Annotated in this window: 23 protein-coding genes; 14 read left to right on the top strand and 9 right to left on the bottom strand. The window is 58.4% G+C overall.

From position 1 onward, the window contains the following. Positions 1-2: 2 nt before the first annotated feature. The 11 genes from murD to mutT all read left to right on the top strand — a co-directional run bounded on the left by murD (position 3) and on the right by mutT (position 13,720). Complete coding sequence (gene murD / locus LG31_RS0115775) at positions 3-1,286, top strand: UDP-N-acetylmuramoyl-L-alanine--D-glutamate ligase (RefSeq protein ID WP_033115389.1); 1,284 nt, start codon at positions 3-5, stop codon at positions 1,284-1,286. Beyond that, positions 1,283-2,464, top strand: a complete 1,182-nt coding sequence (ftsW, locus tag LG31_RS0115770; RefSeq protein ID WP_033115388.1) for a cell division protein FtsW — start codon at positions 1,283-1,285, stop codon at positions 2,462-2,464. The genes murD and ftsW overlap by 4 nt, the downstream gene beginning before the upstream one ends. Then, positions 2,464-3,546, top strand: a complete 1,083-nt coding sequence (murG, locus tag LG31_RS0115765) for an undecaprenyldiphospho-muramoylpentapeptide beta-N-acetylglucosaminyltransferase (protein ID WP_033115387.1) — start codon at positions 2,464-2,466, stop codon at positions 3,544-3,546. The genes ftsW and murG overlap by 1 nt, the downstream gene beginning before the upstream one ends. Before the next feature lie 109 nt (positions 3,547-3,655). Beyond that, positions 3,656-5,110 carry a UDP-N-acetylmuramate--L-alanine ligase gene (gene murC / locus LG31_RS0115760; RefSeq protein WP_033115386.1) on the top strand — a complete coding sequence of 485 codons (1,455 nt, stop codon included), beginning with the start codon at positions 3,656-3,658 and terminating at the stop codon, positions 5,108-5,110. Positions 5,111-5,208: 98 nt separating this feature from the next. Beyond that, the gene (locus LG31_RS0115755; RefSeq protein ID WP_033115385.1) at positions 5,209-5,961 is read left to right on the top strand and encodes a cell division protein FtsQ/DivIB; all 753 of its coding nucleotides are present in this window, start codon (positions 5,209-5,211) and stop codon (positions 5,959-5,961) included. Beyond that, on the top strand, positions 5,942-7,201 hold the full coding sequence (gene ftsA / locus LG31_RS0115750; protein WP_005336148.1) for a cell division protein FtsA: 1,260 nt from the start codon (positions 5,942-5,944) through the stop codon (positions 7,199-7,201). The genes LG31_RS0115755 and ftsA overlap by 20 nt, the downstream gene beginning before the upstream one ends. A 39-nt stretch (positions 7,202-7,240) precedes the next feature. Continuing rightward, positions 7,241-8,392, top strand: coding sequence for a cell division protein FtsZ (gene ftsZ / locus LG31_RS0115745; RefSeq protein ID WP_005336147.1), 1,152 nt, complete (start codon positions 7,241-7,243; stop codon positions 8,390-8,392). A gap of 99 nt (positions 8,393-8,491) precedes the next feature. Then, positions 8,492-9,415, top strand: a complete 924-nt coding sequence (gene lpxC, locus LG31_RS0115740) for a UDP-3-O-acyl-N-acetylglucosamine deacetylase (RefSeq protein WP_005336146.1) — start codon at positions 8,492-8,494, stop codon at positions 9,413-9,415. 140 nt (positions 9,416-9,555) lie between these two features. Next, positions 9,556-10,461, top strand: a complete 906-nt coding sequence (locus tag LG31_RS0115735; protein ID WP_033115384.1) for a M23 family metallopeptidase — start codon at positions 9,556-9,558, stop codon at positions 10,459-10,461. A 59-nt stretch (positions 10,462-10,520) separates the two neighbouring features. Next, positions 10,521-13,241 carry a preprotein translocase subunit SecA gene (gene secA, locus LG31_RS0115730; protein WP_033115383.1) on the top strand — a complete coding sequence of 907 codons (2,721 nt, stop codon included), beginning with the start codon at positions 10,521-10,523 and terminating at the stop codon, positions 13,239-13,241. 74 nt (positions 13,242-13,315) lie between these two features. Beyond that, complete coding sequence (gene mutT / locus LG31_RS0115725) at positions 13,316-13,720, top strand: 8-oxo-dGTP diphosphatase MutT (protein ID WP_033115382.1); 405 nt, start codon at positions 13,316-13,318, stop codon at positions 13,718-13,720. Positions 13,721-13,793: 73 nt separating this feature from the next. Here the strand turns inward: mutT and yacG are convergent, their stop codons facing one another. The 9 genes from yacG to LG31_RS0115685 all read right to left on the bottom strand — a co-directional run bounded on the left by yacG (position 13,794) and on the right by LG31_RS0115685 (position 21,459). Continuing rightward, a complete protein-coding gene (yacG, locus tag LG31_RS0115720) occupies positions 13,794-13,988 on the bottom strand; it encodes a DNA gyrase inhibitor YacG (protein ID WP_005336142.1) in 195 nt (64 codons plus the stop codon). 9 nt (positions 13,989-13,997) lie between these two features. Then, complete coding sequence (zapD, locus tag LG31_RS0115715; protein ID WP_033115381.1) at positions 13,998-14,720, bottom strand: cell division protein ZapD; 723 nt, start codon at positions 14,718-14,720, stop codon at positions 13,998-14,000. Positions 14,721-14,764: 44 nt separating this feature from the next. Beyond that, the gene (coaE, locus tag LG31_RS0115710; RefSeq protein WP_033115380.1) at positions 14,765-15,373 is read right to left on the bottom strand and encodes a dephospho-CoA kinase; all 609 of its coding nucleotides are present in this window, start codon (positions 15,371-15,373) and stop codon (positions 14,765-14,767) included. A 17-nt stretch (positions 15,374-15,390) separates the two neighbouring features. Continuing rightward, the gene (locus tag LG31_RS0115705; protein WP_033115379.1) at positions 15,391-16,263 is read right to left on the bottom strand and encodes a prepilin peptidase; all 873 of its coding nucleotides are present in this window, start codon (positions 16,261-16,263) and stop codon (positions 15,391-15,393) included. A gap of 61 nt (positions 16,264-16,324) precedes the next feature. Beyond that, the gene (locus tag LG31_RS0115700; RefSeq protein ID WP_033115378.1) at positions 16,325-17,566 is read right to left on the bottom strand and encodes a type II secretion system F family protein; all 1,242 of its coding nucleotides are present in this window, start codon (positions 17,564-17,566) and stop codon (positions 16,325-16,327) included. A 147-nt stretch (positions 17,567-17,713) separates the two neighbouring features. Continuing rightward, positions 17,714-19,420, bottom strand: coding sequence for a PilB family type IVa pilus assembly ATPase TapB (tapB, locus tag LG31_RS0115695; protein ID WP_033115377.1), 1,707 nt, complete (start codon positions 19,418-19,420; stop codon positions 17,714-17,716). Positions 19,421-19,423: 3 nt separating this feature from the next. Then, positions 19,424-19,804 (bottom strand): pilin, encoded by a 381-nt coding sequence (locus LG31_RS20560; RefSeq protein WP_084059653.1) that lies wholly within the window; start codon positions 19,802-19,804, stop codon positions 19,424-19,426. Between the two features lie 323 nt (positions 19,805-20,127). Then, on the bottom strand, positions 20,128-20,985 hold the full coding sequence (nadC, locus tag LG31_RS0115690; RefSeq protein WP_033115376.1) for a carboxylating nicotinate-nucleotide diphosphorylase: 858 nt from the start codon (positions 20,983-20,985) through the stop codon (positions 20,128-20,130). 3 nt (positions 20,986-20,988) lie between these two features. Beyond that, on the bottom strand, positions 20,989-21,459 hold the full coding sequence (locus LG31_RS0115685; protein WP_033115375.1) for a retropepsin-like aspartic protease family protein: 471 nt from the start codon (positions 21,457-21,459) through the stop codon (positions 20,989-20,991). Between the two features lie 123 nt (positions 21,460-21,582). On the opposite strand from LG31_RS0115685, the gene ampD reads away from it, so the two are divergent. The 3 genes from ampD (at position 21,583) to aceE (ending at position 25,935) form a co-directional block, all read left to right on the top strand. Then, the gene (gene ampD, locus LG31_RS0115680) at positions 21,583-22,152 is read left to right on the top strand and encodes a 1,6-anhydro-N-acetylmuramyl-L-alanine amidase AmpD (RefSeq protein WP_033115374.1); all 570 of its coding nucleotides are present in this window, start codon (positions 21,583-21,585) and stop codon (positions 22,150-22,152) included. Positions 22,153-22,430: 278 nt separating this feature from the next. After that, positions 22,431-23,195, top strand: a complete 765-nt coding sequence (gene pdhR / locus LG31_RS0115675; RefSeq protein WP_033115373.1) for a pyruvate dehydrogenase complex transcriptional repressor PdhR — start codon at positions 22,431-22,433, stop codon at positions 23,193-23,195. A gap of 79 nt (positions 23,196-23,274) precedes the next feature. After that, entirely contained in the window at positions 23,275-25,935 is a 2,661-nt protein-coding gene (gene aceE, locus LG31_RS0115670) for a pyruvate dehydrogenase (acetyl-transferring), homodimeric type (RefSeq protein ID WP_033115372.1), read from the top strand. Positions 25,936-26,029 lie beyond the last annotated feature (94 nt).

Below are 26,029 nucleotides of genomic sequence, written 5' to 3'. Positions count from 1 at the left end.
CCATGGTCATCATCATCGGATTGGGTAAAACCGGACTCTCCTGCGTCGACTACTTCCTCGGCCGTGGCGTCACGCCGCTGGTGATGGATACCCGTGCCAACCCGCCCGGCAAGGAGCAGCTGCCACCAGAAGTGGAACTTATCCACGGGCTGGATGAAGAGCTGCTCAAGCAGGCACACATGATCGTAGCGAGCCCGGGCATTGCCCTTGCCACGCCCGAGCTGAAAGCCGCAGCCGAACGGGGTGTGCAGATCATCGGGGATATCGAGCTGTTTGTGCGAGAGACCCAGACACCGGTCATTGCCATCACCGGCTCGAACGGCAAGAGCACAGTGACCACGCTGGTGGGCGAGATGATTGCCGAAGCCGGACTCAATGTCGGTGTTGGCGGCAACATAGGGACTCCGGCGTTGGACTTGCTCAAGCAGCCGATGGATCTCTGTGTGCTGGAGCTCTCCAGTTTTCAGCTGGAGACTACCTACAGCCTGCGCGCTGCCGCCTCCGTGGTGCTCAACCTCTCCGAAGATCATATGGATCGCTATCAGGGCATGGCCGATTATCGCGCCGCCAAGATGGAGATCCATCAGAACTCCAAACATATTCTGGTCAACCGCGACGATGCCCAGACCCTGCCCGATGTCGGTCAGGTGTGGCAAAGCTTTGGTCTCGACTGCAATGGTTACGGCCGTTGTCTGCTGGATGGCCGCTACTGGCTGACCCTGCACGGCGAGCCCCTGATCGCGGTGGACGAGATGAAGATCGTCGGCGCCCACAATCAGGCGAACGCCCTTGCCGCCATGGCGCTGTGCGATGCGGTTGGCATTCCCCGCGCGGCACAACTCACCGTGCTGCGCCGTTTTGAAGGTCTGCCGCACCGAGCCCGCTTCGTGCGCGAGGTAAACGGGGTGCGCTGGATCAACGACTCCAAGGCGACCAACGTTGGCGCGACTCTGGCTGCCGTGGCTGGAGTGCGCGAGTCGGTCAAGGGTCGTCTGTTGCTGCTGGCCGGTGGTCAGGGCAAGGGGCAGGATTTTGGCCCCATTCAGGCGCTGCTGGGCAACCAGATCGATCACATGTACTGCTTTGGCCAGGATGCCGAGGTGCTGCTGGCGCTGGGTGAGCAGACCGAACGGGTTGCCGACCTTGCTGCCGCCGTTGCCAAGGCGGCTGCCGATGCCACACCCGGTGACTGGGTGCTGCTGGCGCCGGCCTGTGCCAGCCTCGATCAGTTCAAGTCGTTCGAGGTGCGCGGCGATCGCTTTACCGAGATGGTGATGGCGCTATGAACGCCCTTCGTGCAGTAGCAGGTCTTTTCCAGCGCTGGTTGTTACCGGCGCGTCCAGCTGGTCTCTATGATCGTCAGCTGGTTGTGCTGGCGCTTGCGCTGATGGCGCTTGGGGTGGTGATCGTGGCATCTGCCTCGATCCCCGAGGGGATCTCTCTGGGCAACGATCCCTTCATGTTCGTGAAACGTCACGCCATGTTTCTGGTGATGGCGCTCGGCATCTCCTGGTTCGTGCTGCAGGTGCCGATGGCTCGCTGGCAGGAACACAACGGCCCCATGCTGCTGCTGGCCATTCTGATGCTGGTGCTGGTGCTGCTGGTGGGGCGCAACGTCAACGGTGCGGTACGCTGGTTGCCGCTCGGCCCGTTCAACCTGCAGCCTGCCGAGTTCGGCAAGCTGGCGCTCTTTGTCTATCTGGCCGGCTATCTGGTGCGGCGCCAGAACGAGGTGCGTGAAGCCTGGATTGGCTTCCTCAAACCGCTGGCGGTATTCGGGGTGCTGGCCGTCCTGTTGCTGCTGCAGCCTGACCTGGGCTCCACCGTGGTGATGTTTGTTACCTCGTTCGGCATGCTCTTTCTGGCTGGCGCCCGACTCGGGCAGTTCCTGACTCTGATCGGTGCCGGGGTCGGTGCCGTGGTGATGCTGATCATCGTCGAGCCTTACCGGATGCGACGGGTTACCTCCTTTATGGATCCCTGGGCCGATCCGTTTGGCAGTGGCTACCAGTTGACCCAGTCGCTGATGGCGTTTGGCCGCGGCAGCTGGTTTGGCGAAGGGCTGGGCAACTCCATCCAGAAGATGGAGTATCTGCCGGAAGCGCATACCGACTTCGTCTTTGCGATCCTCGGTGAAGAGCTCGGCTATGCCGGTGTTCTGGGTGCGCTGTTCCTGATCTTCGCACTGGCGGTCAAGGCACTGAAACTGGGCCACAAGGCTCTTGCTGCCGATCGCCTCTATGACGGTTATCTGGCCATCGGTATCGGGATCTGGTTCAGTTTCCAGACCTTCGTTAACGTTGGCGCGGCCAGCGGCATGATGCCGACCAAAGGGTTGACCTTGCCGCTCGTGAGTTACGGTGGCTCCAGTCTCATCATCATGACGGTGGCAGTGAGCATGTTGATTCGAATCGATTTTGAGTTGCGTCAGGCGACAGCCCAGGCGCGGGTGCGGGAGGTTTAGTGAGCAAGACGCTGTTGGTGATGGCAGGTGGTACCGGGGGACATGTCTTCCCGGGTCTGGCCGTAGCCGATCGATTGAAGGAGCAGGGCTGGACAGTTCACTGGCTGGGCACTGCCGACCGGATGGAGGCCGAGCTGGTGCCAGCCCATGGCTATCCCATCTCCTTTATCGATATTCAGGGGGTGCGTGGCAACGGCATCAAGCGGTTGCTGGCGGCGCCCTATCGCATCGTGAAATCCGTGCTGCAGGCGCGTCAGGTGCTCAAGACCATTCGTCCGGATGTGGTGCTCGGTATGGGCGGCTTTGCCTCCGGCCCGGGTGGCGTGGCGGCCTGGTTCTCCGGGATCCCGTTGCTGCTGCACGAACAGAATGCTGCAGCCGGTATGACCAACAAGCTGCTGGCGCGTATCGCCAAGCGGGTGTTGATGGCATTCCCGGGGGCGTTTGCTCCGAGCCGCCGCACTGCCGTGGTGGGCAATCCGGTTCGCCCCGAAGTGGTCGCACTGCCGGATCCCCAACTGCGTAGCAGCAGCGAGCCGTTGCACCTTCTGATCGTGGGCGGAAGTCTGGGGGCTCGCGTGCTCAACGAGCAGGTGCCCGCTGCGGTCGCTGCAGCTGGTGTACCTATCGAGGTGCGTCATCAGTGCGGCAAGGGTAATGGCGAAGCCGTCAGCGCGGCCTATGCCCAGCACGGTATTAATGCCGAGGTAAGTGAATTTATCAAGGATATGGCGGGAGCCTATGCCTGGGCCGACCTGGTGGTCTGCCGGGCGGGTGCACTGACCGTCTCCGAAGTGGCCGCTGCCGGTGTGGCTGCCATCTTCGTGCCGCTGCCCCATGCAGTGGATGATCACCAGACTCGCAACGCCCTGACGCTGGTCGATGGCGGTGCGGCTGAGTTCCTGCCCCAGTCCGAGTTGACCACAGCCTCGCTGGCTGCCCGTCTCTCTTGGCTCGCCGGGCGCAGGGAGACTCTGTTTAACATGGCCAAGGCCGCCCGTCGCGTCGCTATTACCGATGCGGCAGAGCGGGTTGCTGACGAGTGCAAACGACTCGCCGAAGGGCAGACAAATAAAGAGTAAGGATGAGATTGCACTGGCCACGCCGTGCAGCCTCACCCCTTTGTAGATTGATGCTGTGAGATGAGGCCCTTTGAGAACAAACGGCTTGCTGCAGACTAAAGAGACGATTATGACCAAGGTTGAACTGGCAAAACTGCGTACTGTGATCCCCGAAATGCGCCGCGTGCGTCGCATCCATTTTATCGGCATCGGTGGTGCCGGTATGGGCGGTATCGCCGAAGTGCTTGCCAACGAAGGGTATCAGGTAACGGGTTCTGATCTGGCTCGCAATGCAGTGACCGAGCGGCTTGAGGCTCTGGGCGCACATATCTTTACTGGCCACAGCGCCGAGCACGTCAATGGTGCCAGCGTGGTCGTTGTTTCCACCGCGATCAAGCAGGACAACCCGGAGCTGCTGGCTGCCCGCGAACTGCGGATCCCGGTAGTGCGCCGTGCCGAGATGCTGGCCGAGCTGATGCGTTTTCGTCACGGCATCGCCATCGCTGGTACTCATGGCAAAACCACTACGACCAGTCTGGTGGCAAGCATCTATGCCGAAGCCGACCGCGATCCGACCTTCGTTATCGGTGGCCTGCTCAACAGCGCCGGCACCAATGCACGTCTGGGCAGCAGCCGTTACCTGATCGCCGAGGCGGACGAGAGTGATGCCTCCTTCCTGCATCTGCAGCCGATGGTCTCTATCGTGACCAACATCGAAGCGGATCACATGGATACCTACGGCGGTGATTTCTCCAAGCTGAAGGCCACCTTCATCGAGTTTCTGCACAACCTGCCTTTCTACGGTCTGGCGGTGGTCTGCATCGATGATCCGGTGATTCGTGGCATGCAGCCCGAGATTGCGCGCCCGACCCTGACCTATGGTCTCTCTGAGGATGCGGATGTGCAGGTGCTGGATTTTGTCCAGACCACCAACCACAGCTGCTTCCGGGTGCGCCGCAAAGAGGCGGGTGAGCTGCAGGTAACCCTCAACTTGCCGGGGATCCACAACGCCTTGAACGCTGCCGCGGCGATTGCTGTCGCGACGGAAGATGGGGTTAGCGACGATGCCATCATCCGTGCGCTGGCCAAATTTGAAGGGGTCGGTCGTCGCTTCCAGCAGTATGGTGAGTTCGAAACTGGTCGCGGCAAGGCGATGCTGGTGGACGATTATGGTCACCATCCGAGCGAAGTGAAGGTGACCATCAATGCCGCTCGTGCCGGCTGGCCGGAGAAGCGTCTGGTCATGGTGTTCCAGCCGCATCGCTACACCCGCACTCGCGACCTTTACGAAGACTTCGCTGACGTGCTCTCCAAGGTGGACGTACTGGTAATGCTGGAGGTTTATGCTGCCGGCGAGGATCCGATCCCCGGGGCAGACGGTCGTGCGCTGTGCCGCTCCATCCGTTCGCGCGGCAATCTGGAACCCATCTTTGTGGCGACGCCGGATGATGTTCCAGCGGTGCTGGCAGATCTGGTTGGCGAAGGGGATCTGGTGCTGACTCAGGGGGCAGGGAACGTCGGGGCTCTGGCCCGGCGTCTCGGCGAGATGAAATTGAGCATAGATAGCATGAAATCTGGTGCCTGAGGGCCCAATGAGTATTTTGACCGCCAAGCCGGGGCCTATATAATGGCGAACCGGTCTGTCAAAAGGCCGGTTTAGCGCGTTACACGGGGATCGAGCGGGTGGAGGCAAGGGCACAGGGGCGCACCAAGGGCGGCTTCATCGCAGGCGTTATGTTTTTCCTGCTGGTGATATGGGGCTGCTATCGGACTGCGCTGGATGTTAAAGGTTGGCTGACGGATGCCAACCGGTTGCCCATGAGCGAGCTGTTGCTGCAGGGGCAACACCAGTATCTGGAAACCGAAGAGCTGCGACTTGCCGTGCTGGATGGCGCCGAGTCACGCAACTTCTTCGAGTTGGATGTTAACGAATTGCAGGCACGGCTTAATGCCTTGCCATGGGTAGCCTCGGTATCGGTACGCAAGAAGTGGCCGAATAAGATCAAGGTCTACCTGACAGAACAGGACGTGGCGGCGCGCTGGAACGGCAACCGCTTCGTCAACACCAAAGGCAAGGTATTCAGTGCACCTGATCGGGTCAAGACACCGCTGTTGCAGCTGTCGGGGCCGGATGACCAGGCCGCCATGGTGTTGAAAGAGAGTCGGCAGTATGAAGCGCAACTGGCTGCCAAGGGATACAAGTTGCTGGGGGTGAATCTGACCCCCCGCCATGCCTGGGAACTGACCCTGGATGGCAATATCAAGCTGTTTCTGGGGCGCAACGACATAGCGCTCCGGTTGCAGCGGTTTATCGATGCCTTCCCGGCTATCGAACCCCGCGCGCAGGTTGCGTACGTGGATCTTCGATACGATACCGGAGTGGCAGTTGGCTGGAAGAAGAGCGAAGAGAAAGTGCATGACCAACACCGCAGATAGGAATTTGATTGTCGGACTGGATATCGGCACAACCAAAGTGGCGGTTCTGGTCGGTGAAGTATTGCCGGACGGTGAACTGAACGTCATCGGTATGGGCAGTCACGCTTCCCGCGGGATGGAGAAGGGCGGGGTCAACGACCTCGACTCCGTGGTCAAGTCACTGCGCCGTGCGGTGGAAGAGGCCGAGATGATGGCGGATTGCCAGATCAGCTCGGTCTACCTCGGTTTGTCCGGCAAGCATATCGACTGCCGCAACGAGACCGGCATGGTACCCATCTCTGACGAAGAGGTGACCCAGGAGGATGTGGATAACGTGATCCATACCGCCAAGTCGGTCCGCCTCTCGGACGAACTGCGGGTATTGCATGTGCTGCCGCAGGAGTTTGCCATCGACTATCAGGAAGGGATCAAGAATCCGGTCGGTCTCTCTGGCGTGCGGATGGCGGCCAAGGTGCATCTCATCACCTGCCATAACGACATGGCTCGCAACATCGAGAAGTGTGTCGAGAAAGTGGGTCTGCGAGTCGATCAGCTGATCTTCTCCGCGCTGGCCTCCAGCTATGCCGTGCTGACCGAAGACGAGAAAGAGCTGGGTGTCTGCGTGGTGGACATCGGTGGTGGCACCATGGATATGTCGCTGTTTACTGGCGGTGCCCTGCGTCACACCAAGGTGATCCCGTACGCTGGCAGCACGGTTACCAGCGACATCGCCTACGCCTTCGGCACGCCGCCGCTCGACGCAGAAGCGATCAAGGTGCGCTACGGCTGCGCCCTCGGTCGTCTGGTCAGCAAAGAAGACAATATTGAAGTGCCCAGTGTCGGCGGTCGTCCGGCGCGCAGCCTGCAGCGGCAGACACTGGCTGAAGTAATCGAGCCCCGCTACACCGAGTTGCTCTCCATGGTGAATGATGAGTTGGTGCGGGTACAAAGCGAATTGAAAGCGCAGGGGGTCAAGCATCAGCTGGCAGCCGGTGTGGTCTTGACCGGCGGCGCTGCCCAGATCGAAGGCATTGTGGAGTGTGCAGAGCAGATCTTCCAGAGCCAGGTTCGGGTAGGGGAGCCCATGAATATTCGTGGCTTGAGTGATTATGTGCAGGCGCCGGTGTACTCGACTGCGGTCGGGTTGCTGCAGTACGGCCGTACACATCAGGCAACAGGTAGCAACAAAGAATATGCCGCCAAGGCAAGCGTCGGTGGGCTGGTCAAACGGGTCAGCAACTGGCTGCGTGGCGAGTTTTAAGAATTTTGCTGAGTCAGGCAAATAAAGCGGAGAGACAACATGTTTGAATTTATGGATAGCCACACTGACGAAGCCGTCATTAAAGTGATCGGTGTAGGTGGCGGCGGCGGCAACGCTGTCGAACACATGGTTCGTCAAAACATCGAAGGTGTCGAGTTTATTACCGTCAACACCGACGCCCAGGCACTGCGCAACTCCAGTGCCAACACTACTCTGCAGATCGGCGGTGGCATCACCAAGGGACTGGGTGCTGGCGCCAATCCGGAAGTGGGTCGTGACGCGGCCATGGAAGATCGTGAAGCGCTGCGTGAGCTGCTGACCGGTTCCGACATGGTGTTCATCGCTGCCGGTATGGGCGGTGGTACCGGTACCGGTGCTGCGCCGATTGTGGCTGAAGTGGCTCGCGAAATGGGCATCCTGACCGTTGCTGTGGTGACCAAGCCGTTCTCCTTCGAAGGGAAGAAGCGGATGGGCTTTGCTGCGCACGGTATCGAAGAGCTCTCCAAGAACGTCGACTCCCTGATCACCATCCCCAACGACAAGTTGCTGAAGGTGCTGGGTCGCGGTATCTCCCTGCTGGATGCCTTCAAGGCTGCCAACGATGTGCTGCTTGGCGCGGTACAGGGCATTGCCGAGCTGATCACCCGTCCTGGCCTGATCAACGTCGACTTTGCGGACGTGCGTACCGTTATGCGCGAAATGGGTACCGCCATGATGGGTACCGGTTCAGCCTCCGGTGATGACCGTGCCGAAGAAGCTGCCGAGAAGGCTATCTCCAGCCCGCTGCTGGAAGACGTGGATCTGGCCGGTGCCCGTGGCATCCTGGTCAACATCACCGCCGGCATGGACATGACCATCGAAGAGTTCGAAACCGTCGGTAACGCGGTCAAGGCCTTCGCCTCCGAGAACGCTACTGTGGTAGTGGGTACCGTAATCGATCCGGAAATGCACGACGAACTGCGTGTGACCGTGGTTGCGACCGGTATCGGTGCCGAGCGCAAGCCGGACATCACTCTGGTCAAGAGCAGCCAGGTGCAAGAGCGCCCGGTACGTCAGCCGCTGGTTAGCGACATGATGCAGGGCCGCGTGATGGACGAAGCTCCGGCCAAGGTGGTTAACGCCGAGCCGCAAGCCCGTCGTGAACCGGATTATCTGGATATTCCGGCGTTCCTGCGCAAGCAGGCAGACTAAGTCTCTTATGAGGCGTGTTTGTCTGTTGCTTAAGGAATGTGCTAAGATGGTCTGCCAACGACCATCTGGTCCGGATTTTAAGCTGTTTAGGGTACACCCATGATTAGACAAAGAACCTTGAAAACGAGTGTTCAGGCGACTGGCGTCGGCCTGCATTCGGGCCGGAAAGTCACCATGACATTCCGTCCGGCTCCTGTGAATACAGGGATCGTTTACTTGCGTACCGACCTGAATCCTGTGGTGGAGCTGCCAGCCAATGCCGATCAGGTGCGTGATACCGTGCTCTGTACCGCTCTGGTCAACGAAGCCGGCGTGCGTGTCTCTACCATTGAGCACCTCTCCGCCGCGTTGGCCGGGATGGGGATCGACAACCTCTACGTCGAGGTTGACGCGCCCGAGATCCCGGTAATGGACGGCAGCGCGCATCCCTTTATCTACCTGCTGCAGGAAGTCGGGATCCGTGAGCAAAATGCTGCCAAGCAGTTTGTGCGGATCAAGAAGAGCATCCGGGTTGAAGATGGCGACAAGTGGGCGGAATTCCACCCCTATCGCAATGGCTTCAAGATGGATCTCGAGATCGATTTCCAGCATCCGGTCTTTGAAGGGCGCAACCAGCGTTGTGTACTGGATTTCTCCGGTGCCTCCTTCGTGAAAGAGATCAGCCGAGCCCGTACTTTCGGGTTCATGCGTGATATCGAGTACCTGCGTTCCCAGAACCTGGCGCTGGGCGGAAGCTTGGAAAACGCCGTGGTGCTGGATGACTACCGGGTTCTGAACGAAGATGGTCTGCGTTACGAGGACGAGTTCGTCAAGCACAAGATGCTGGATGCAATCGGTGACCTCTATATGTGCAACCGCAGCATTATCGGTGAGTTCCGCGCTTACAAGACAGGGCATGCCCTGAACAACAAACTGCTGCGTGCCCTGCTGGCCGAGCAGGAGGCTTGGGAACTGGTGACCTTCGAGGGTGAGGGCGACAAAGCGCCTATCGCTTACTACGATAACGGTCTGGTTCTGGCCTGATAGCTGTGCAACGGAACGTCGGTCCCCTCTCCGCACCGACGTTCCGTCATTTGTTCACTCCATCCTTTAATACCGACTATCTCCCGGTTTTATTTCCCGTGCAGGCCCATGGCCGCACCTGACCGAGCAGACTGATTTCTATGAGCATTACCCTGATCCTCCACGGCAAGCAGCGACGCAGGTTGCACTTACCAAAACAACGTCTGGCATGGGTCGGCGGTATTGTTTTCTCCCTGTTGGCCCTTGGCGGCGGCTGGCTCTGGCAGAGCTGGCAGCAGAAGATGGACGCGCTGGAAGTGGCGCTGGCCATGGCCGAACAGCGTTCCGTAGACCAGAGCGGCGATGAGGCCCGCGAGCAGCTGGCGATGCTGGCAGCCCAGGTGGGCACCATGCAGGGGCAGCTTGGCCGTCTGAATGCTCTTGGTGAACGACTGACCGAGCAGGCCGACCTCGATCCCGAAGAGTTCAATTTCAAAGAGCTGCCCCCGATGGGCGGCCCCTCTTACGATGAAGATCTGGAAGTGAGCCTCAACGAGCTGCAAGCCTCCATGAAACATCTCAGCCAACAGCTCAGCAGTCGGGAAGAGCAGCTGTCGGTACTTGAATCTTTCATCATGAATCACCATATCACCGATGCCGGTTTTATTTCCGGCACGCCGGTCAAGCAGGAGCGAGTTTGGGTCTCGTCCGGCTTTGGTGGACGGGTCGATCCGTTCAACGGGCGTGCCAAGATGCACAAAGGGGTGGATTACCGTGGCAAACCCGGGACCCCTATTTTGGCTACAGGGCCTGGCATTGTCAGCTGGGCCGGCCGTCATCCGGAATTTGGCAACATGGTGGAGATTAATCATGGCAATGGTCTGGTCACCCGCTATGCCCACAACTCCAAGTTGCTGGTCGAGGTGGGCACCCTGGTTGATCAGGGACAGAAGATTGCCTTGATGGGACGCACCGGTCGCGCGACCGGGGTCCATTTGCATTACGAAGTGTTGAAAGATGGTCGTCAGGTAAACCCCGCACGCTTTCTCAGTGCCAGCCGGGGTTAGGTTTTTTCTTCAGGTTCCAGTGACGGAACGCTTTATATAACCAGAAATAGTTGGTACCCATGATTAGCACACTGCTTACCAAGATTATCGGCAGCCGGAACGACAGAACGCTCAAGGCTTTGCGCAAAATTGTAAAACAGATCAATGCCATGGAGCCGCAGTTCGAGGCTCTCTCGGATGCCGAGCTGCAGGCCAAGACGGCAGAGTACCGTCAGCGTCTGGAGCAGGGCGAGACCCTGGAGCAGCTGCTGCCGGAAGCGTTCGCCACTGTGCGCGAAGCCTCCAAGCGTGTATTTGGCATGCGTCACTTCGACGTGCAGCTGATCGGCGGCATGGTGCTGAACTCCAACCGCATCGCTGAAATGAAAACCGGTGAGGGTAAGACCCTGACCGCGACCCTGCCGGCTTACCTGAATGCCCTGAGCGGCCGTGGCGTCCACGTCGTGACCGTGAACGACTACCTGGCCAAGCGTGACGCCGAGGCAAACCGCCCGCTGTTCTCCTTCCTCGGCATGACCGTTGCGTGCAACGTGCCGGGCATGGATGCGTCCCAGAAGCGTGACGCCTATGCGGCCGACATCACCTACGGTACCAACAACGAATTCGGTTTCGACTACCTGCGCGACAACATGGCGTTCTCGCCCGAGCAGCGCGTCCAGCGTCCGCTCAACTACGCGCTGGTGGATGAGGTGGACTCGGTACTCATCGATGAAGCCCGTACCCCGCTCATCATCTCCGGCCCGGCCGAAGACAGCTCCGAGCTCTATATTCGCGTCAACAAGCTGATCCCGCTGCTGGTCAAGCAGGACAAGGAAGATACCGAGGAGTACACCGGCGACGGTCACTACACGGTAGACGAGAAGAACCGTCAGGCGCTGCTGACCGAAAACGGCCAGATCTTCGTGGAAGAGCTGCTCAAGAAAGAGGGGCTGCTCGACGAGAACGACTCCCTGTTCTCCGCCACCAACATCAGCCTGCTGCACCACGTCAACGCCGGTCTGCGCGCCCATACCCTGTTTGAGCGCAACGTCGACTACATTGTGCAGAAGGACGAGATCGTCATTGTAGACGAGCATACCGGCCGTACCATGCCGGGTCGTCGCTGGTCTGATGGTCTGCATCAGGCGGTCGAGGCGAAGGAAGGGGTCAAGATCCAGAACGAAAACCAGACTCTGGCTTCCATCACCTTCCAGAACTACTTCCGTCTCTACAACAAGCTGGCGGGCATGACCGGTACAGCTGATACCGAAGCCTTTGAATTCCAGCAGATTTATGGCCTGGATACCGTGGTTATCCCGACCAACAAGCCGATGGTGCGCAAGGACATGGGCGATCTGGTCTACCTGACCGCCAACGAGAAGTATGCCGCCATCGTCAAGGACATCCGCGAATGCGTGGAGCGCGGCCAGCCGGTGCTGGTGGGTACCGTTTCCATCGAAAACTCCGAGCTGCTCTCCGGCATTCTCAACAAGGAGAAGATCCCGCACCAGGTGCTGAACGCCAAGTTCCACGCCATGGAAGCGGAGATCGTCGCTCAGGCTGGCCAGACTGGCGCGGTCACCATCGCCACCAACATGGCGGGTCGTGGTACCGACATAGTGCTCGGGGGCAACTGGCAGGCGGAGATCGCCAAGCTGGAGAATCCGACCGAGGCTCAGGTTGCCGAGCTCAAAGCGGCCTGGCAGGTGCGTCACGATGCAGTGCTGGCTGCTGGCGGTCTGCATATCATCGGTACCGAACGTCACGAATCCCGTCGTATCGACAACCAGCTGCGCGGCCGTTCCGGTCGTCAGGGTGACCCGGGCTCCTCCCGTTTCTATCTCTCCATGGAAGATACCCTGATGCGGATCTTCGCCTCCGATCGCGTGACCGGCATGATGAAGAAGCTGGGCATGGAAGAGGGTGAGGCCATCGAGCACCCGTGGGTGACCAAGGCGATTGAAAATGCCCAGCGCAAGGTGGAAGGTCGCAACTTCGACATCCGCAAGAGCTTGCTGGAGTTTGACGACGTGGCCAACGACCAGCGTAAGGTGGTTTACGAGCAGCGCAACGAGTTGCTGGACACCAACGACATCTCCGAGACCATTCACGTTATCCGCGATGACGTCTATGGCGCCATTATTGACGAGTACATCCCGCCCCAGTCTCTGGAGGAGATGTGGGATGTGCCGGGTCTGGAAGCTCGCCTGAAGGCCGACTTCGCGCTGGATCTGCCCCTGCAGCAGTGGCTGGCGGAAGATGACAAGCTGTACGAAGAGAAGCTGCGCGAGCGCATTCTGGACGAAGCCACCAAGCTCTATGCCCACAAGGAAGAGCTGGTTGGCAAAGAGGTGCTGCGCAACTTCGAGAAAGCGGTGATGCTGCAGACTCTGGATGGCCTCTGGAAAGAGCATCTGGCGGCCATGGACCACCTGCGTCAGGGCATCCATCTGCGCGGCTACGCCCAGAAGAACCCCAAGCAGGAGTACAAGCGCGAATCCTTCGATCTGTTCACCCAGATGCTGGAAACCCTCAAGCGCGACGTGGTCAGCATCCTGAGCCGGGTTCAGGTGCAGGAGCGCGATGTAGAGGCGATGGAAGAGCAGCAGCGCCAGCAGGCCGAGTCTGCCCCCCGCACCTACACCCACGCTGCCGCTGAGAACCAGCTGGCGGACGAAGAGGAAAGTGCTGCCGAGGGTCACACTACCTTCGTGCGCGACGAGCAGAAGGTCGGTCGCAACGATCCCTGCCCGTGCGGCTCCGGCAAGAAGTACAAGCATTGCCACGGTCAGTTGACCTGATCGACCCGATGCCATAAAAGGCGGGCCCAGTGCCCGCCTTGTTATTGGTGGCAACAAGCGAACAGAGGTAAGAGATGGAACAGAAAAAACGGATCTGGGTGGCTGTTGGCGTCATCGAGAACGAACAGGGCGATATCTTCATTGCCAAGCGCTCTTCCGACCGTCATCAGGGGGATCGCTGGGAGTTTCCCGGTGGCAAGGTGGAGTCCGGTGAGGATCTGCTGACAGCGCTGGATCGGGAGCTGTGGGAAGAGATCGGGATCCGGGTGCAGGATTGTGCCCCCTTCATGGAGCTGCATCACGACTACCCTGAGAAGCAGGTACTACTCGATATCTGGAAAGTGACCCGTTTCAGCGGTGAGCCCTTCGGCAAAGAGGGTCAGGAGTGTTTGTGGGTGCCGGTTGCCGAACTGCACAACTACCACTTCCCCGATGCCAACGGCCCGATTGTGGCGCGTCTGCAGGCGGTTCAGGTGTAACCTGCCGTTATCTAGCTATAAAAAAGGGCCAATTGGCCCTTTTTTCATTTGGCAGAGGCGAGAGGCCGTAGGCTTATAGCCACTGGTCACCCTCTTCCGGCTCTGGCAGCAGGTCCGGGTTGATCTCCCCGGGGATCCGCTTCTCTTCATCGGCCCACTCGCCGAGATCGATCAGCTGGCAGCGCTTGCTGCAGAAAGGGCGAAACGGGCTCTGCGGGCCCCATTCCACTTCGCTCTGGCAGGTCGGGCACTTTACCTTGGTGACCATAAGCACTCCTTAGCAGCAGGCGAGCTGGAATGGCACATCGCCAATCGGCTGTTCGCCGGTTGGCAGGAAGCGCAGCGCAAAGCGGTTCTTGTGGCCGCTCAGGGTGGGGTAGCAGCAGAGATTGCCTGGCAGCTTGATGCGGATAAGCTCGGCGCTCTCGGCGGTATCCTGAAAGAAACCATTGGTCGCAACCTGCTCGCTGAAACTGCCTGATTCGCGCCACAGGCGCAGCAACAGGGTGATGGCATTCATCAGCAGGGTGATGTCGCTCAGCCACAGCTGCATTTGCTGATGACGGGTGATGGCTGGCGTACCGAGCCAGTGGTGCAACTGCGGTACGTCGAAGGCACACAGACCACCCGGGATGGAGAAGCGCTGACGGATGGAGCCGAGCAGGCGATCCTCTTTCAGGCGAGCGCCGGGACGTGGGGAGTTGAGCAGGCTGCGAGAGAGCTGGCTGCTCTCGTGCTGCATCTGCTTGATCTGCTCCAGATCGACGTCGGGCAGGCTGGCCCAGTGGCTCAGGCGCTGGCTGAGACGCTCGAGATCCTTGATCAGGTCGGCACGCAGGTCACCACGCTCCAGCAGCTCCTGCAGATCGAACAACCCTTTGAAGAAGGCGATATGAGCCCAGGGCTGGTCGTTCTCCAGATTGTCGCGGATCTGGGAAAACAGGGATTCCAGACGAAGATAGGTCCGGCTTTTTTCATTGAGGGGGAAATCGTAAATCATGCCTAATCCTGGCCAGCCATAAATCCGGCCTAGTGTACTCACAGTTAACCAGCTTGTTGAGAGGCAAATGCCAGATATGTTTCGTGCAGCGTTAAAATTCGCGCTTTTATCGCCATTTCGCTGCCATTGGCGTTCTCGATGACATCATCTGCCGCGGCGAGGCGCTCCGAACGGCTCGCCTGTGCGGCGATGATGGCCTTGGCCTGTTCGGCGGTAACGCCATCCCGGCGGCAGGTGCGCTCGATCTGGGTCGCTTCATCCACATCGACTACCAGTACCCTATTTGCCAGGCCGGTGAGCTTGTTTTCCACTAGCAGCGGCACGACCAGCAGGCAGTAGGGGGAGCGGGCTGCGGCACACTGGCGCTGCATCTCGCTGCGAATGAGGGGGTGGAGCAGGGCATTGAGCCATGCTTTGGCCGATGGGGCACTGAAGACCCGTTCGCGCAGGCGGCGGCGATCCAGCTGACCGTCGGGGGTGATGACATCAGGGCCAAAGTGGTCGGCGATGGCTGCGAGAGCCGGGGTGCCGGGCTCAACGACCTCGCGGGCAATGACATCGGCATCCACGACTTCGATACCCAGCTCGGCAAACTGGTTGGCAATCGTCGTCTTGCCGCTGCCGATGCCGCCGGTTATTGCAACTACATACATGAGTCAGAGCGCCTTTCTCAGAGGATGGTGGTGAGATACCAGCGGGTGATGGTATCGCCCCATAGCAGCGCAATCCAGCCAGCAATGGCGAGGTAGGGGCCAAAGGGAATGGGGTTGCCCTGATGGTGTTTGCGCAAGGCAATGAGCGAGATGCCGATGATGGCTCCGACCAAGGATGAGAGCAGCAGTATGATCGGCAGTGCCTGCCAGCCGAGCCAGGCTCCCAGTGCCGCCAGCAACTTGAAGTCGCCATAGCCCATCCCCTCCTTGCCGGTCAGCAGTTTGAAAGCCCAGTAGAGACTCCAGAGCACCAGATAGCCAGCCATGGCACCGATCACAGCATCAGCAAGCGGTGCATAACCACCGCTCAGGTTGAACAGCAAACCGCCCCACAGCAGCGGCAGGGTGAGCTGGTCTGGCAGCAACATCTTGTCGAGATCGATAAAGGTGAGGGCCACCAATACCCAAGTCAGCAGCAGGGCGGCAAGGGTACCCCAACCCGGTGAAATCACCATGGCTACGGCCACCGAGAGCAGGGCTGTCAGCAGTTCAACCAGCGGATAGCGGGCCGAGATAGGGGCTTGGCACTCACTGCAGCGTCCCTTGAGCCAGAGCCAGCTCAACAGCGGGATGTTTTCCAGTGCTGTGATGGCATGGCCGCAATGGGGGCAGGCCGAGCGCGGTACCATCAGGTTGTAGCGGGGGGGGGATGCTAGCTCTTCCTCAGGGGTGAAGTAGCTGCGATATTCTGCCTGCCATTCCCGTTCCAGCATGATGGGCAGGCGGTGGATCACTACGTTGAGAAAACTGCCGATCGTCAGGGAGAAGAGAAAAACCAGCGAGAAGTAGAGCCAGGGCAATCCGTGAGCCAGCTCGAGAAGAAGTGTCATAACCAACCGTCAGTCATTAAATGAGGGGGAGGGTATGACTATGGCGCCATGCCCTCATGAATCAACCTACTACATCGCCAAGTTTGAAGATGGGCAGGTACATAGCGATAACCATGCCGCCAACCAGTACCCCCAAAACTACCATGATAAGAGGTTCCAGCAGGCTGGTGAGGCCATCGACCAGGTCGTCTACCTCCTGTTCGAAGATGGTGGCGACCTTGGAGAGCATATCATCTATGGCGCCAGACTCCTCGCCGATCATTACCATCTGAATCACCATGTCGGGGAAAAGATCGACGGTGCGCATCGCCACGTTGATCTGCATACCGGCTACCACCTCGTTGCGAATGGCCATCACCGCGGTGCGATAGACATAGTTACCGGAGGCGCCGGCTGCCGAGATAAGTGCATCTACCAGCGGGATACCGGCCGAGAAGGTGGTGGAAAGGGTGCGGGCAAAGCGGGCCATGGCTGCTTTGTGCAGGATCATCCCGACCACCGGAATGGTGAGGACGAACTTGTCGGTGTTGTCTTTTACCTTTTGGGAGGCCCGCCAGGCCCGCACGTAAAGGAAGATGCCAAGGGCCGTGCCACCAAAGAAGACATACCACCAGTTCTGCATAAAGCGGGAGATGCCGATAACAAACTGGGTGAACACCGGCAGCTCGGCGCCAAAGCTCTTGAAGATATCTTCGAATTGCGGGATGACGAACAGCAACAGGATGGAGGTAACGACAATCGCAACCAGGATAACCATGGTTGGGTAGAACATCGCCTTTTTGATCTTCGACTTGAGTGCTTCCGATTTTTCCCGATAGGTGGCGATGCGGTCATAGATGGTTTCCAGTGCGCCGGATTGCTCGCCAGCTTCCACCAGATCGCAATAGAGGTCATCGAAATAGAGAGGATGACGGCGCAGCGCTTCCGACATGGGGGTGCCGGTTTCTACATCGGCGGCTATCTCCCCCATCAGTTCGCGCATGGATGCCTTTTCGTGACTGCGGGCGATGATTTGCAGGCTTTGTACCAGAGGGACACCGGCGGAGAGCATGGTAGTGATCTGGCGCGATACGATGGCAATATCCATCGGTTTGATCTTGGCGCCGCCCTTGGAGAAGAGTCCCTGACTCTTCTTGGCAACCTTGGTGACATTGACGCCCTGCTTGCGCAGCTCGGCCTTTACAGTGGCAATGTTCTCGGCCTGAAGCTCGCCAGAGACTTTTTGTCCTTTGCGGTTGACCCCTTGCCAGCGAAAGGCGAAGACTTTTTTTGGGGCATTGGTTTTCTTGGTCAGCGTTGCCATCGATGCATCCTGCAAATGGACTGGAGGGAAGAGGATAACCCCTGAACCGTCGGATTTGATGTCTTGCCTAAGCGACTGACAGCTACCCGGTCAATATCTTTTACCCGTGTTTATGCACTCTGATGCTTGCTATCGGGATGAGCAAAATCAATTCGTTGTCACTCGGTTGACCTCTGCCAGACTGGTGACGCCAAGGCGAGCCTTTTCCAATCCTGACATACGCAAGGTGCGCATCCCCTCTTTCTGGGCTATCGCCGCGATCTGTAGTGAATTGGCGCCCTGCATGATTAGCTTTGCGATGTTTTCCGACATCAGCATGATCTCGTAGATACCGACCCGCCCCTTGTATCCGCCCGAGCACTCCTTGCAGCCGACCGGTTTGAACAGTCGCAGCCCCGCCGCCAGTTGCTGCTGAGTGAAGCCCAGCTCCAGTAATTCTGCTTCCGGCACTACTTCGGGAGCCTTGCAGTGGTCACACAGTTTGCGTGCCAGCCGCTGGGCCATGATCAGGGTCACCGAGGAGGCGATATTAAAGGCTGGCACCCCCATGTTCATCATCCGGGTGAGGGTTTCGGCGGCTGAGTTGGTGTGCAAGGTGGAGAGCACCAGGTGACCAGTCTGGGCGGCCTTGATAGCTATTTCTGCCGTCTCCAGATCGCGAATCTCCCCCACCATCACCACATCCGGGTCTTGCCGCAGAAAGGATCGCAGGGCACTGGCAAAGGTCAGCCCAGCCTTGGGATTGACCTGCACCTGATTGACGCCGGGCAAGTTGATCTCCACCGGATCTTCCGCGGTAGAAATATTGACCTCAGTGGTGTTGAGAATGTTCAGGCCGGTGTAGAGAGAGACTGTTTTGCCCGAGCCGGTCGGGCCGGTGACCAAGATCATGCCTTGAGGTTTTGACAGTGCACGTAGATATTGCGCCTTTTGGCGATCGTCAAAACCAAGTTGTTCAATGTTGAGGCGGGCAGCCGAAGAGTCGAGCAGACGAATAACAATTTTCTCGCCCCACATGGTAGGCAGGGTATTGACCCGCATATCCATCGACTTGTTGCGCGACAGTTTGAGCTTGATACGGCCATCCTGTGGCAGCCGCCGTTCGGCGATATCGAGCCGCGCCATTACCTTGAGGCGGGCAGAGAAACGGTTGGCCAGATTGACTGGCGGGGTTGCCACTTCATGCAGGATGCCGTCGATACGAAAGCGAATGCGATATTTCTGCTCGTAGGGCTCAAAGTGCAGGTCGGAGGCGCCACGCTTGATGGCATCCATCATGATTTTGTTGATGTATTTGACTATGGGGGCGTCATCATCAGCGGTGTTGACGCTTTCATCCAGTCTACTGCTCTCATCGGATACCTCGAGGTCGGATATTTCAGATTCATCGATATCCTCCATTCCGAGGGCGTCGTTCTCACTCTCCAGCAATTTTCCTATTGCCGCTGTGAGTTTGTTCTCCTCAACCAGCAAGGCTTCGGTATGAAGGCCAAAGCTGAAGCCGAAATCTTCCAGCGCCGACACATTGGTCGGGTCGGACATCGCGATATAGAGGGTGTGCCCTTGCGTGTAGATAGGCAGCACATGGTGCTTCTCAATCAGCTTCTGATTGAGGTACTTCTGCGGGATCTCGGCCAAATCGAAGGCTGCAAGATCCAGCAGAGGTACCCCATACTCCAGCTCGCAAAAATCGGCGAGAGCCTTGCTCTCAAGGATCTCATTCTCGATCAGGAAGGTTACAAAGGGTTTACGCTGAGCCTTGGCTTGGCTCAGATAGCGCTGGGAGTCCTCCTCACTTATCAGTGAAGAGGCGGCCAGGCTTAATGCCAGGCCGCTATTAGGGCTAGAAGTCATAGATTACTGACAAACAGCACCGGATACTGCGGACCATTTTATTTGTCCATTAGTAATTGTGCCGTTTAGCACGCAACTTTCTCCACTAAGGTCCCCGGTACCTGTAGCCGTAATGGCGGCGGCAGCGGAAGTAAAGGTTGTGGCTGAAACACTAGCAACGTACTGAGTGGCTGTAAAAGTGGGGGGCGTACAAGTGGTAAAGTTTTGTGCTGCAGCACAGACTTCTAATGTAGTTTTTAATGAGGACATAGAGGAACTTAGTTCTGTTCCTTTAGCCTTCTTGACGTAGTTTTGATATGCCGGCAGTGCGATGGCTGCAAGAATTGCGACGATCGCCACAACGATCATCAGTTCGATAAGGGTAAAGCCTGATTGTTTCTTCATTTCAAATATCCTTTTGTCCTTGGTTCCTGGGAAGTGCCGATGGAAAATCATCCACACGTCAGTATCTTATCCGAGCTATCAAGGGTGGCAACAGAGATCGCTGCCTTTGTTAACCACTTTTCTGTCATTTGCTAAAAACATGATGAAAATCATATAGCAAGCAGCTTCTATCGACTCTTTTTGCTAGTTGTAAAGGGCCCGCCATCACACTCCTTATGCTGAGGGTTCCTGCCATAAAGAAAAGGCGCCTGAGGCGCCTTTTGCAAGTCCATGATCTGTTATCTATCTTCCCGTTTTACGAGGGAGTTGCGTGCATCCTCCTGTCAGAGAAAGCGCATTGAGAGATCCAGTGCCCGCACATGCTTGGTCAGGGCTCCCACGGAGATAAAGTCGACGCCGGTGGCGGCATAGTCGGCCAGAGTCTCCAGTGTGACATTGCCGGAGACCTCCAGTTTGGCGCGGCCCTGATTGAGGGCGACAGCATCCCGCATCATGGTCACATCGAAGTTGTCCAGCATCACGATATCGGCGTCGGCGGCCAGCGCCTGCTCCAGTTCGGCCAGCGATTCGACCTCCACCTCTACCGGTTTGCCCGGATTGAGATGACGAGCCTCATTAATCGCCTCGGCGATGCCGCCGCAGGCAAGGATATGGTTCTCCTTGATCAGGTAGGCGTCATAGAGACCGATGCGGTGGTTCTTGCCACCGCCACAGGTGACGGCGTACTTCTGGGCCGTGCGCAGTCCCGGGATAGTCTTGCGGGTGTCGAGCAGTCGGCAGTCGGTCTCCTCCAGCTCGGCGACATAGCGAGCGGTGAGGGTGGCAACGCCGGAGAGGGTTTGGACAAAGTTCAGCGCATTGCGCTCGCCGGTCAGCAGTAGGCGGGCAGGGCCATGGAGGCGGAACAGCTCCTGATTGGGGGAGAGCACTTCCCCATCCTGCACCTTCCACTCCACCTTCACCTCGCCGCCGAGTTGAGCGAATACCTCGTCGACCCATGGCTGGCCGCAGAATACTCCGGCTTCACGGGTGATTACCCGGGCGCTGGCCATCCGGTCGGCCGGGATCAGCTGGGCCGTGATATCGGCACTGGCGTCCGGTTGGTCCAATGCGGTGAGGGCATCGCCCAGATCTTCGAGTAGTGCGGCGCGTACGGCGCGGCTGACATCCTGTTGAAACATGCCTTATTCCTGCAAGGGTCTGAGCAGCAGTTGCCGCTCTTTTTGAACCAGCTCCAGCCGGCCCAGGGCGTTCATGCCAACCAGCACCTCGTCGCCCTCAGCCGCCGGATTGATAAAGATGGCCAAATCGTACAAGGTCAATGGCCCCATCGCCAGCGTTTCGATGGTACCGTTGCCGACCCTGATCTGACCCGCAGCAGTGTTGACCTGGCTGCTGCCGCGGGCTGTCAGACCCAGCCGCTTGGCAACCTGCTGCGGGATGGTGACACGGGTGGCGCCGGTATCGAGTAGCAGTTGCACTGGGTGGCCGTTGATGGCACCCTCCAGACGATAGTGGCCGCTCTGGTCAGCTTGCAGCAGCAGTTCGCCGCTGGCGGTGACGCTGGGTTGGCTGCGGGAGTGAAAATAGAGGGTCAGCAGACCCATCAGAGAGAGCCAGGCCAGTAACCACATCCAGCGTGCCGTATGCTGCATATCCCATCCATTGCGAGCGGAAGATGACTCAGCCTAACACATAATTTTCCACTGATTCAGCGGCTTGGTGGCAAGATGCCAGCACGGATCGCGCTTTTCTGTTCAACTCGTATCGAGTAGCCAATGACCCATCCTGACCCCATTTTTTCCATCGATGATGCCGGCTGGTGCCAGCAGGCGCACCGGGTTCCTTCTCCCCATCACAACGAGCGGGCCGCGCCGGACGATATCTCCCTCCTGGTGGTGCATGGCATCAGCTTGCCGCCGGGGGAGTTTGGTGGCCCCTTTATCGACGATCTCTTTATGGGACGCCTTGATCCCGCTGCCCATCCCTATTTTGCTGGTATCCATCAGCTGCAGGTCTCGGCCCACTGCCTGATCCGCCGCGATGGCGAGCTGGTGCAATATGTGCCGTTTGGCGCGCGCGCCTGGCACGCCGGGGTATCGAGCTGGCAGGGGAGGGAGGCCTGCAATGATTTCTCCATCGGCATTGAGCTGGAGGGGACGGACGAAACCCCCTATACAGATGCGCAATATTTCGCACTGGCGGGGCTCACCCGAGCCATCTCCGCCCGTTACCCGGCGGTCACCATGGAAAAAATTGTTGGCCACTGCGATATCGCGCCAGGGCGTAAAACGGATCCGGGGGAGAGCTTTCAGTGGTCACGCTTCCGCGAGATGCTCAATAGTTAAAGTAAATATTCAAATTTAGTTTGGGTTTTAAAATCAATGGCTTGCCTCTATGGCAGGCCATTTTTGTTTGTGGTTGCACAAATGTTATTTGTGAGCTTGCTCAAGAATATTGGTAAGACCAATTTCTATGAGCCAAATCATATTTACCCCGCTTTACCTCTTATTGGGTGGTGGTGATTCTTGATTCAGATCATCTTTTGAGTGGACTTTTGACAAGGCCTCTGCTAATTTTCGCCCCATTCATGAAATTGGTAATACCAATTTAACAAAGTAGCCTCATGCCCTATCGCAAGATTACGCAACCCAAGTTGGCCGACTCCATTGTCGCCGAGCTGGAACAGATGATTCTGGAAGGAAGTTTGCAGCCGGGGCAGAAATTGCCTCCCGAACGCGAACTCGCCATCCAGTTTCAGGTATCGCGCCCATCACTGCGCGAAGCCATCCAGCGACTTGAAGCTCGCGGGTTGCTCTATCGCCGTCAGGGCGGTGGCACTTATGTGCAGAATGCCCTGAGCAAGGGGATCGCCGATCCTCTGTTCGAACTGCTCAGCACTCACCCGGAAGCCCAGTATGACCTGCTGGAGTTTCGTCACGCGCTGGAAGGCATCTGCGCCTACTATGCTGCGTTGCGGGGGACCGGTGCTGATTTCGAACGCATTCGTCAGGTGCAGACCACCATCGAAGAGGCGGGCCAGTTAGGTTCGCTGGTGGCCGAATCGGCAGCCGTTACCCAGTTTTATCTGGCGGTGGCCGAGGCGTCCCACAATGTGGTGCTGCTGCATCTGCTGCGGGCCATGAGCCCGATGCTTGAGCAGAACATTCTGAGAAATAACGAGATTTTGAATCGCCGCCCGGGAGTGGTAGCCAAGATCCGACGCCATCGTGCGAATCTGATCGAAGCCATCCTGTCGGGGGCTCCGGAGCGGGCCAGAACAGCTTGTCATGAGCATCTGGCCTTTATCGAGGACACCTTGTTGGATATGCAGAGGGAAGACAGCCGGATCCAGCGATCCATGCGTCGGATCCGTCAGCAGGAAAACTAATCCCACAAGGCTTTATTGTCGAATGCTTGCGCCCTTCGCCGTGCAATGCCGTGCAATCACAACAAAATAGGAACCAGCCATGTCTGATATCCTGAAGAACGATGTGGACCCGATAGAAACGCTGGAGTGGCTTGCCTCTCTGGAATCCCTGCTGCGTGAAGAGGGTCCCCAACGCGCTCAGTTCATCCTTGAACAGTTGGCCGAGAAAGCCCGCGCAAGCGGTGTGGACGTGGCTGCCAAGGCAAACCGCGATTACATCAACACCATCCCGTCCAGCGACGAGCCGGACTACCCGGGCGATCTGGAGATTGAGCGCCGCATTCGCGCCATCATCCGCTGGAACGCCATGATGATCGTGCTGCGCGCCTCCAAGAAAGACCTGGACCTGGGCGGTCACATGTCTTCCTTCGCTTCTTCTGCGACCATCTATGATGTCTGCTTCAACCACTTCTTCCGTGCTCGCAACGAGAAGGATGGTGGTGACCTGGTTTACTTCCAGGGTCACATCTCCCCGGGTATCTATGCCCGTGCCTTCGCTGAAGGTCGTCTGACCGAAGAGCAGCTGGACAACTTCCGTCAGGAAGTGGATGGCAAGGGTATCCCTTCCTACCCGCACCCGAAACTGATGCCGGATTTCTGGCAGTTCCCGACCGTATCCATGGGTCTGGGCCCCATCGCCGCCATCTATCAGGCTCGCTTCCTGAAGTACCTGACCGACCGTGGCATCAAGGATTGCTCCGAGCAGACCGTTTACGCCTTCCTGGGTGACGGCGAGATGGACGAGCCGGAAGCCAAAGGCGCCCTGACCGTTGCCGTGCGTGAAAAGCTCGACAACCTGGTATTCGTGGTCAACTGCAACCTGCAGCGTCTGGATGGTCCGGTTGTCGGTAACGGCAAGGTCATCAACGAGCTGGAAGGCCTGTTCGCCGGCGCCGGTTGGGACGTGACCAAGGTTATCTGGGGTCGCAAGTGGGATGAGCTGCTGAAGAAAGATACTTCCGGCAAGCTGATCCAGCTGATGAACGAGACCGTGGACGGTGACTACCAGACCATGAAGTCCCGCGACGGTGGCTACATCCGCGAGCACTTCTTCAACCGTTATCCGGAAACGGCCGCGCTGGTCAAAGACATGACCGACGAGGAGATCTTCGCCCTGAACCGCGGTGGTCACGATCCTCGCAAACTGTTCGCTGCATTCAACAAAGCTACCCAGACCAAGGGCAAGCCGACCGTTATTCTGGCCAAGACCATCAAGGGTTACGGTATGGGCGAAGCGGCCGAAGGCAAGAACATCGCGCACCAGGTCAAGAAGATGGAGCTGGACTCCGTGCGTCACCTGCGTGACCGCTTCAACCTGCCGGTGGCCGACGAGCAGCTGGCCGATCTGCCTTACCTGAAGATCGAAGCGGGCAGTGAAGAGCACAAATACCTGCACGCTCGTCGCGCAGCGCTCAAAGGCTATGTACCGACCCGTCTGCGTGAGACCACCACTCAGCTGGACATCCCGGCGCTGGATGCCTTCGCTCCGCTGCTGGGTGAACAGGCGCGTGAAATCTCCACCACCATGGCGTTCGTGCGTTCCCTGAACGTGATGCTGAAAGACAAGTCCATCGGCAAGCGCATCGTTCCGATCCTGGCTGACGAAGCCCGTACCTTCGGTATGGAAGGTCTGTTCCGCCAGATCGGTATCTACAGCCCGCACGGTCAGCAGTACACCCCGCAAGACCGCGACATCGTCTCCTACTACAAGGAAGACAAGCAGGGTCAGGTTCTGCAAGACGGTATCAACGAGCTGGGCGCCATGTCCTCCTGGCTGGCTGCTGCTACCTCTTACAGCACCAACGACTGCCCGATGATCCCGTTCTACATCTACTACTCCATGTTCGGCTTCCAGCGGATCGGCGACATGGCGTGGGCAGCCGGTGACCAGCAAGCCCGTGGCTTCCTGCTGGGTGCAACCTCCGGTCGTACTACCCTGAACGGCGAAGGTCTGCAGCACGAAGATGGTCACAGCCACATCCTGGCCGGCACCATCCCGAACTGCATCTCCTACGACCCGTCCTACGCCTATGAAGTGGCGGTGATCGTACAGGACGGCCTGCGCCGCATGTACGGTGAGAACCCTGAGAACGTGTTCTACTACATCACCACCCTGAACGAGAACTACGCCATGCCGGCCATGCCGGAAGGCGCCGAGGAAGGTATCCGCAAGGGTATCTACAAGCTGGAATCCGTAGCCGGTGCCAAGGCGAAAGTTCAGCTGCTGGGTTGTGGTTCCATCCTGGGTCACGTGCGCACTGCTGCCCAGATCCTGGCAAGCGAATATGGTGTGGGCTCCGACGTGTTCAGCGTAACCTCCTTCAACGAACTGGCCCGTGATGGTCAGGACGCGGATCGCTGGAACATGCTGCACCCGACTAGCGATGCCCGCGTACCGTACATCGCTCAGGTACTGGGTTCCGAAGCCACCATCGCCGCGACCGACTACATGAAGTCCTTCGCCGATCAGGTTCGTGCCTTCGTTCCGACCGAGAACTACCGCGTGCTGGGTACCGACGGTTACGGCCGTTCCGACAGCCGCGCCAACCTGCGTCGTCACTTCGAAGTGAACGAGTTCTACGTGGTGGTTGCTGCCCTGACCGAACTGGCCAAGCGCGGCGAGATCGACAAGCAGGTTGTGGCCGATGCCATCGCCAAGTACGGCATCGATGCCGACAAGGTCAACCCGCTGTACGCGTAAGTGGATCAAGGGTCGCGCCGTCATGCGGCGCGACCTTGCCAGGGTTTAAAACGGTTAACGCGAGATGTGCGTGGCAGCATCAGCCAGTCACGCG

Source organism: Aeromonas lacus, assembly GCF_000764665.1.
In the GTDB taxonomy this organism is placed as follows: domain Bacteria; phylum Pseudomonadota; class Gammaproteobacteria; order Enterobacterales; family Aeromonadaceae; genus Aeromonas; species Aeromonas lacus.
This window is presented reverse-complemented; position numbering and strand designations above follow the sequence as displayed.

Excerpts from the sequence above, each read along its gene's own strand:
- murD (WP_033115389.1), top strand. The coding sequence starts at position 3 with ATGGTCATCATCATCGGATTGGGTAAAACCGGACTCTCCTGCGTCGAC.
- ftsW (WP_033115388.1), top strand. The coding sequence starts at position 1,283 with ATGAACGCCCTTCGTGCAGTAGCAGGTCTTTTCCAGCGCTGGTTGTTA.
- murC (WP_033115386.1), top strand. The coding sequence starts at position 3,656 with ATGACCAAGGTTGAACTGGCAAAACTGCGTACTGTGATCCCCGAAATG.
- ftsA (WP_005336148.1), top strand. The coding sequence starts at position 5,942 with ATGACCAACACCGCAGATAGGAATTTGATTGTCGGACTGGATATCGGC.
- ftsZ (WP_005336147.1), top strand. The coding sequence starts at position 7,241 with ATGTTTGAATTTATGGATAGCCACACTGACGAAGCCGTCATTAAAGTG.
- lpxC (WP_005336146.1), top strand. The coding sequence starts at position 8,492 with ATGATTAGACAAAGAACCTTGAAAACGAGTGTTCAGGCGACTGGCGTC.
- LG31_RS0115735 (WP_033115384.1), top strand. The coding sequence starts at position 9,556 with ATGAGCATTACCCTGATCCTCCACGGCAAGCAGCGACGCAGGTTGCAC.
- secA (WP_033115383.1), top strand. The coding sequence starts at position 10,521 with ATGATTAGCACACTGCTTACCAAGATTATCGGCAGCCGGAACGACAGA.
- mutT (WP_033115382.1), top strand. The coding sequence starts at position 13,316 with ATGGAACAGAAAAAACGGATCTGGGTGGCTGTTGGCGTCATCGAGAAC.
- yacG (WP_005336142.1), bottom strand. The coding sequence starts at position 13,988 with ATGGTCACCAAGGTAAAGTGCCCGACCTGCCAGAGCGAAGTGGAATGG.
- zapD (WP_033115381.1), bottom strand. The coding sequence starts at position 14,720 with ATGATTTACGATTTCCCCCTCAATGAAAAAAGCCGGACCTATCTTCGT.
- coaE (WP_033115380.1), bottom strand. The coding sequence starts at position 15,373 with ATGTATGTAGTTGCAATAACCGGCGGCATCGGCAGCGGCAAGACGACG.
- LG31_RS0115705 (WP_033115379.1), bottom strand. The coding sequence starts at position 16,263 with ATGACACTTCTTCTCGAGCTGGCTCACGGATTGCCCTGGCTCTACTTC.
- LG31_RS0115700 (WP_033115378.1), bottom strand. The coding sequence starts at position 17,566 with ATGGCAACGCTGACCAAGAAAACCAATGCCCCAAAAAAAGTCTTCGCC.
- tapB (WP_033115377.1), bottom strand. The coding sequence starts at position 19,420 with ATGACTTCTAGCCCTAATAGCGGCCTGGCATTAAGCCTGGCCGCCTCT.
- LG31_RS20560 (WP_084059653.1), bottom strand. The coding sequence starts at position 19,804 with ATGAAGAAACAATCAGGCTTTACCCTTATCGAACTGATGATCGTTGTG.
- nadC (WP_033115376.1), bottom strand. The coding sequence starts at position 20,985 with ATGTTTCAACAGGATGTCAGCCGCGCCGTACGCGCCGCACTACTCGAA.
- LG31_RS0115685 (WP_033115375.1), bottom strand. The coding sequence starts at position 21,459 with ATGCAGCATACGGCACGCTGGATGTGGTTACTGGCCTGGCTCTCTCTG.
- ampD (WP_033115374.1), top strand. The coding sequence starts at position 21,583 with ATGACCCATCCTGACCCCATTTTTTCCATCGATGATGCCGGCTGGTGC.
- pdhR (WP_033115373.1), top strand. The coding sequence starts at position 22,431 with ATGCCCTATCGCAAGATTACGCAACCCAAGTTGGCCGACTCCATTGTC.
- aceE (WP_033115372.1), top strand. The coding sequence starts at position 23,275 with ATGTCTGATATCCTGAAGAACGATGTGGACCCGATAGAAACGCTGGAG.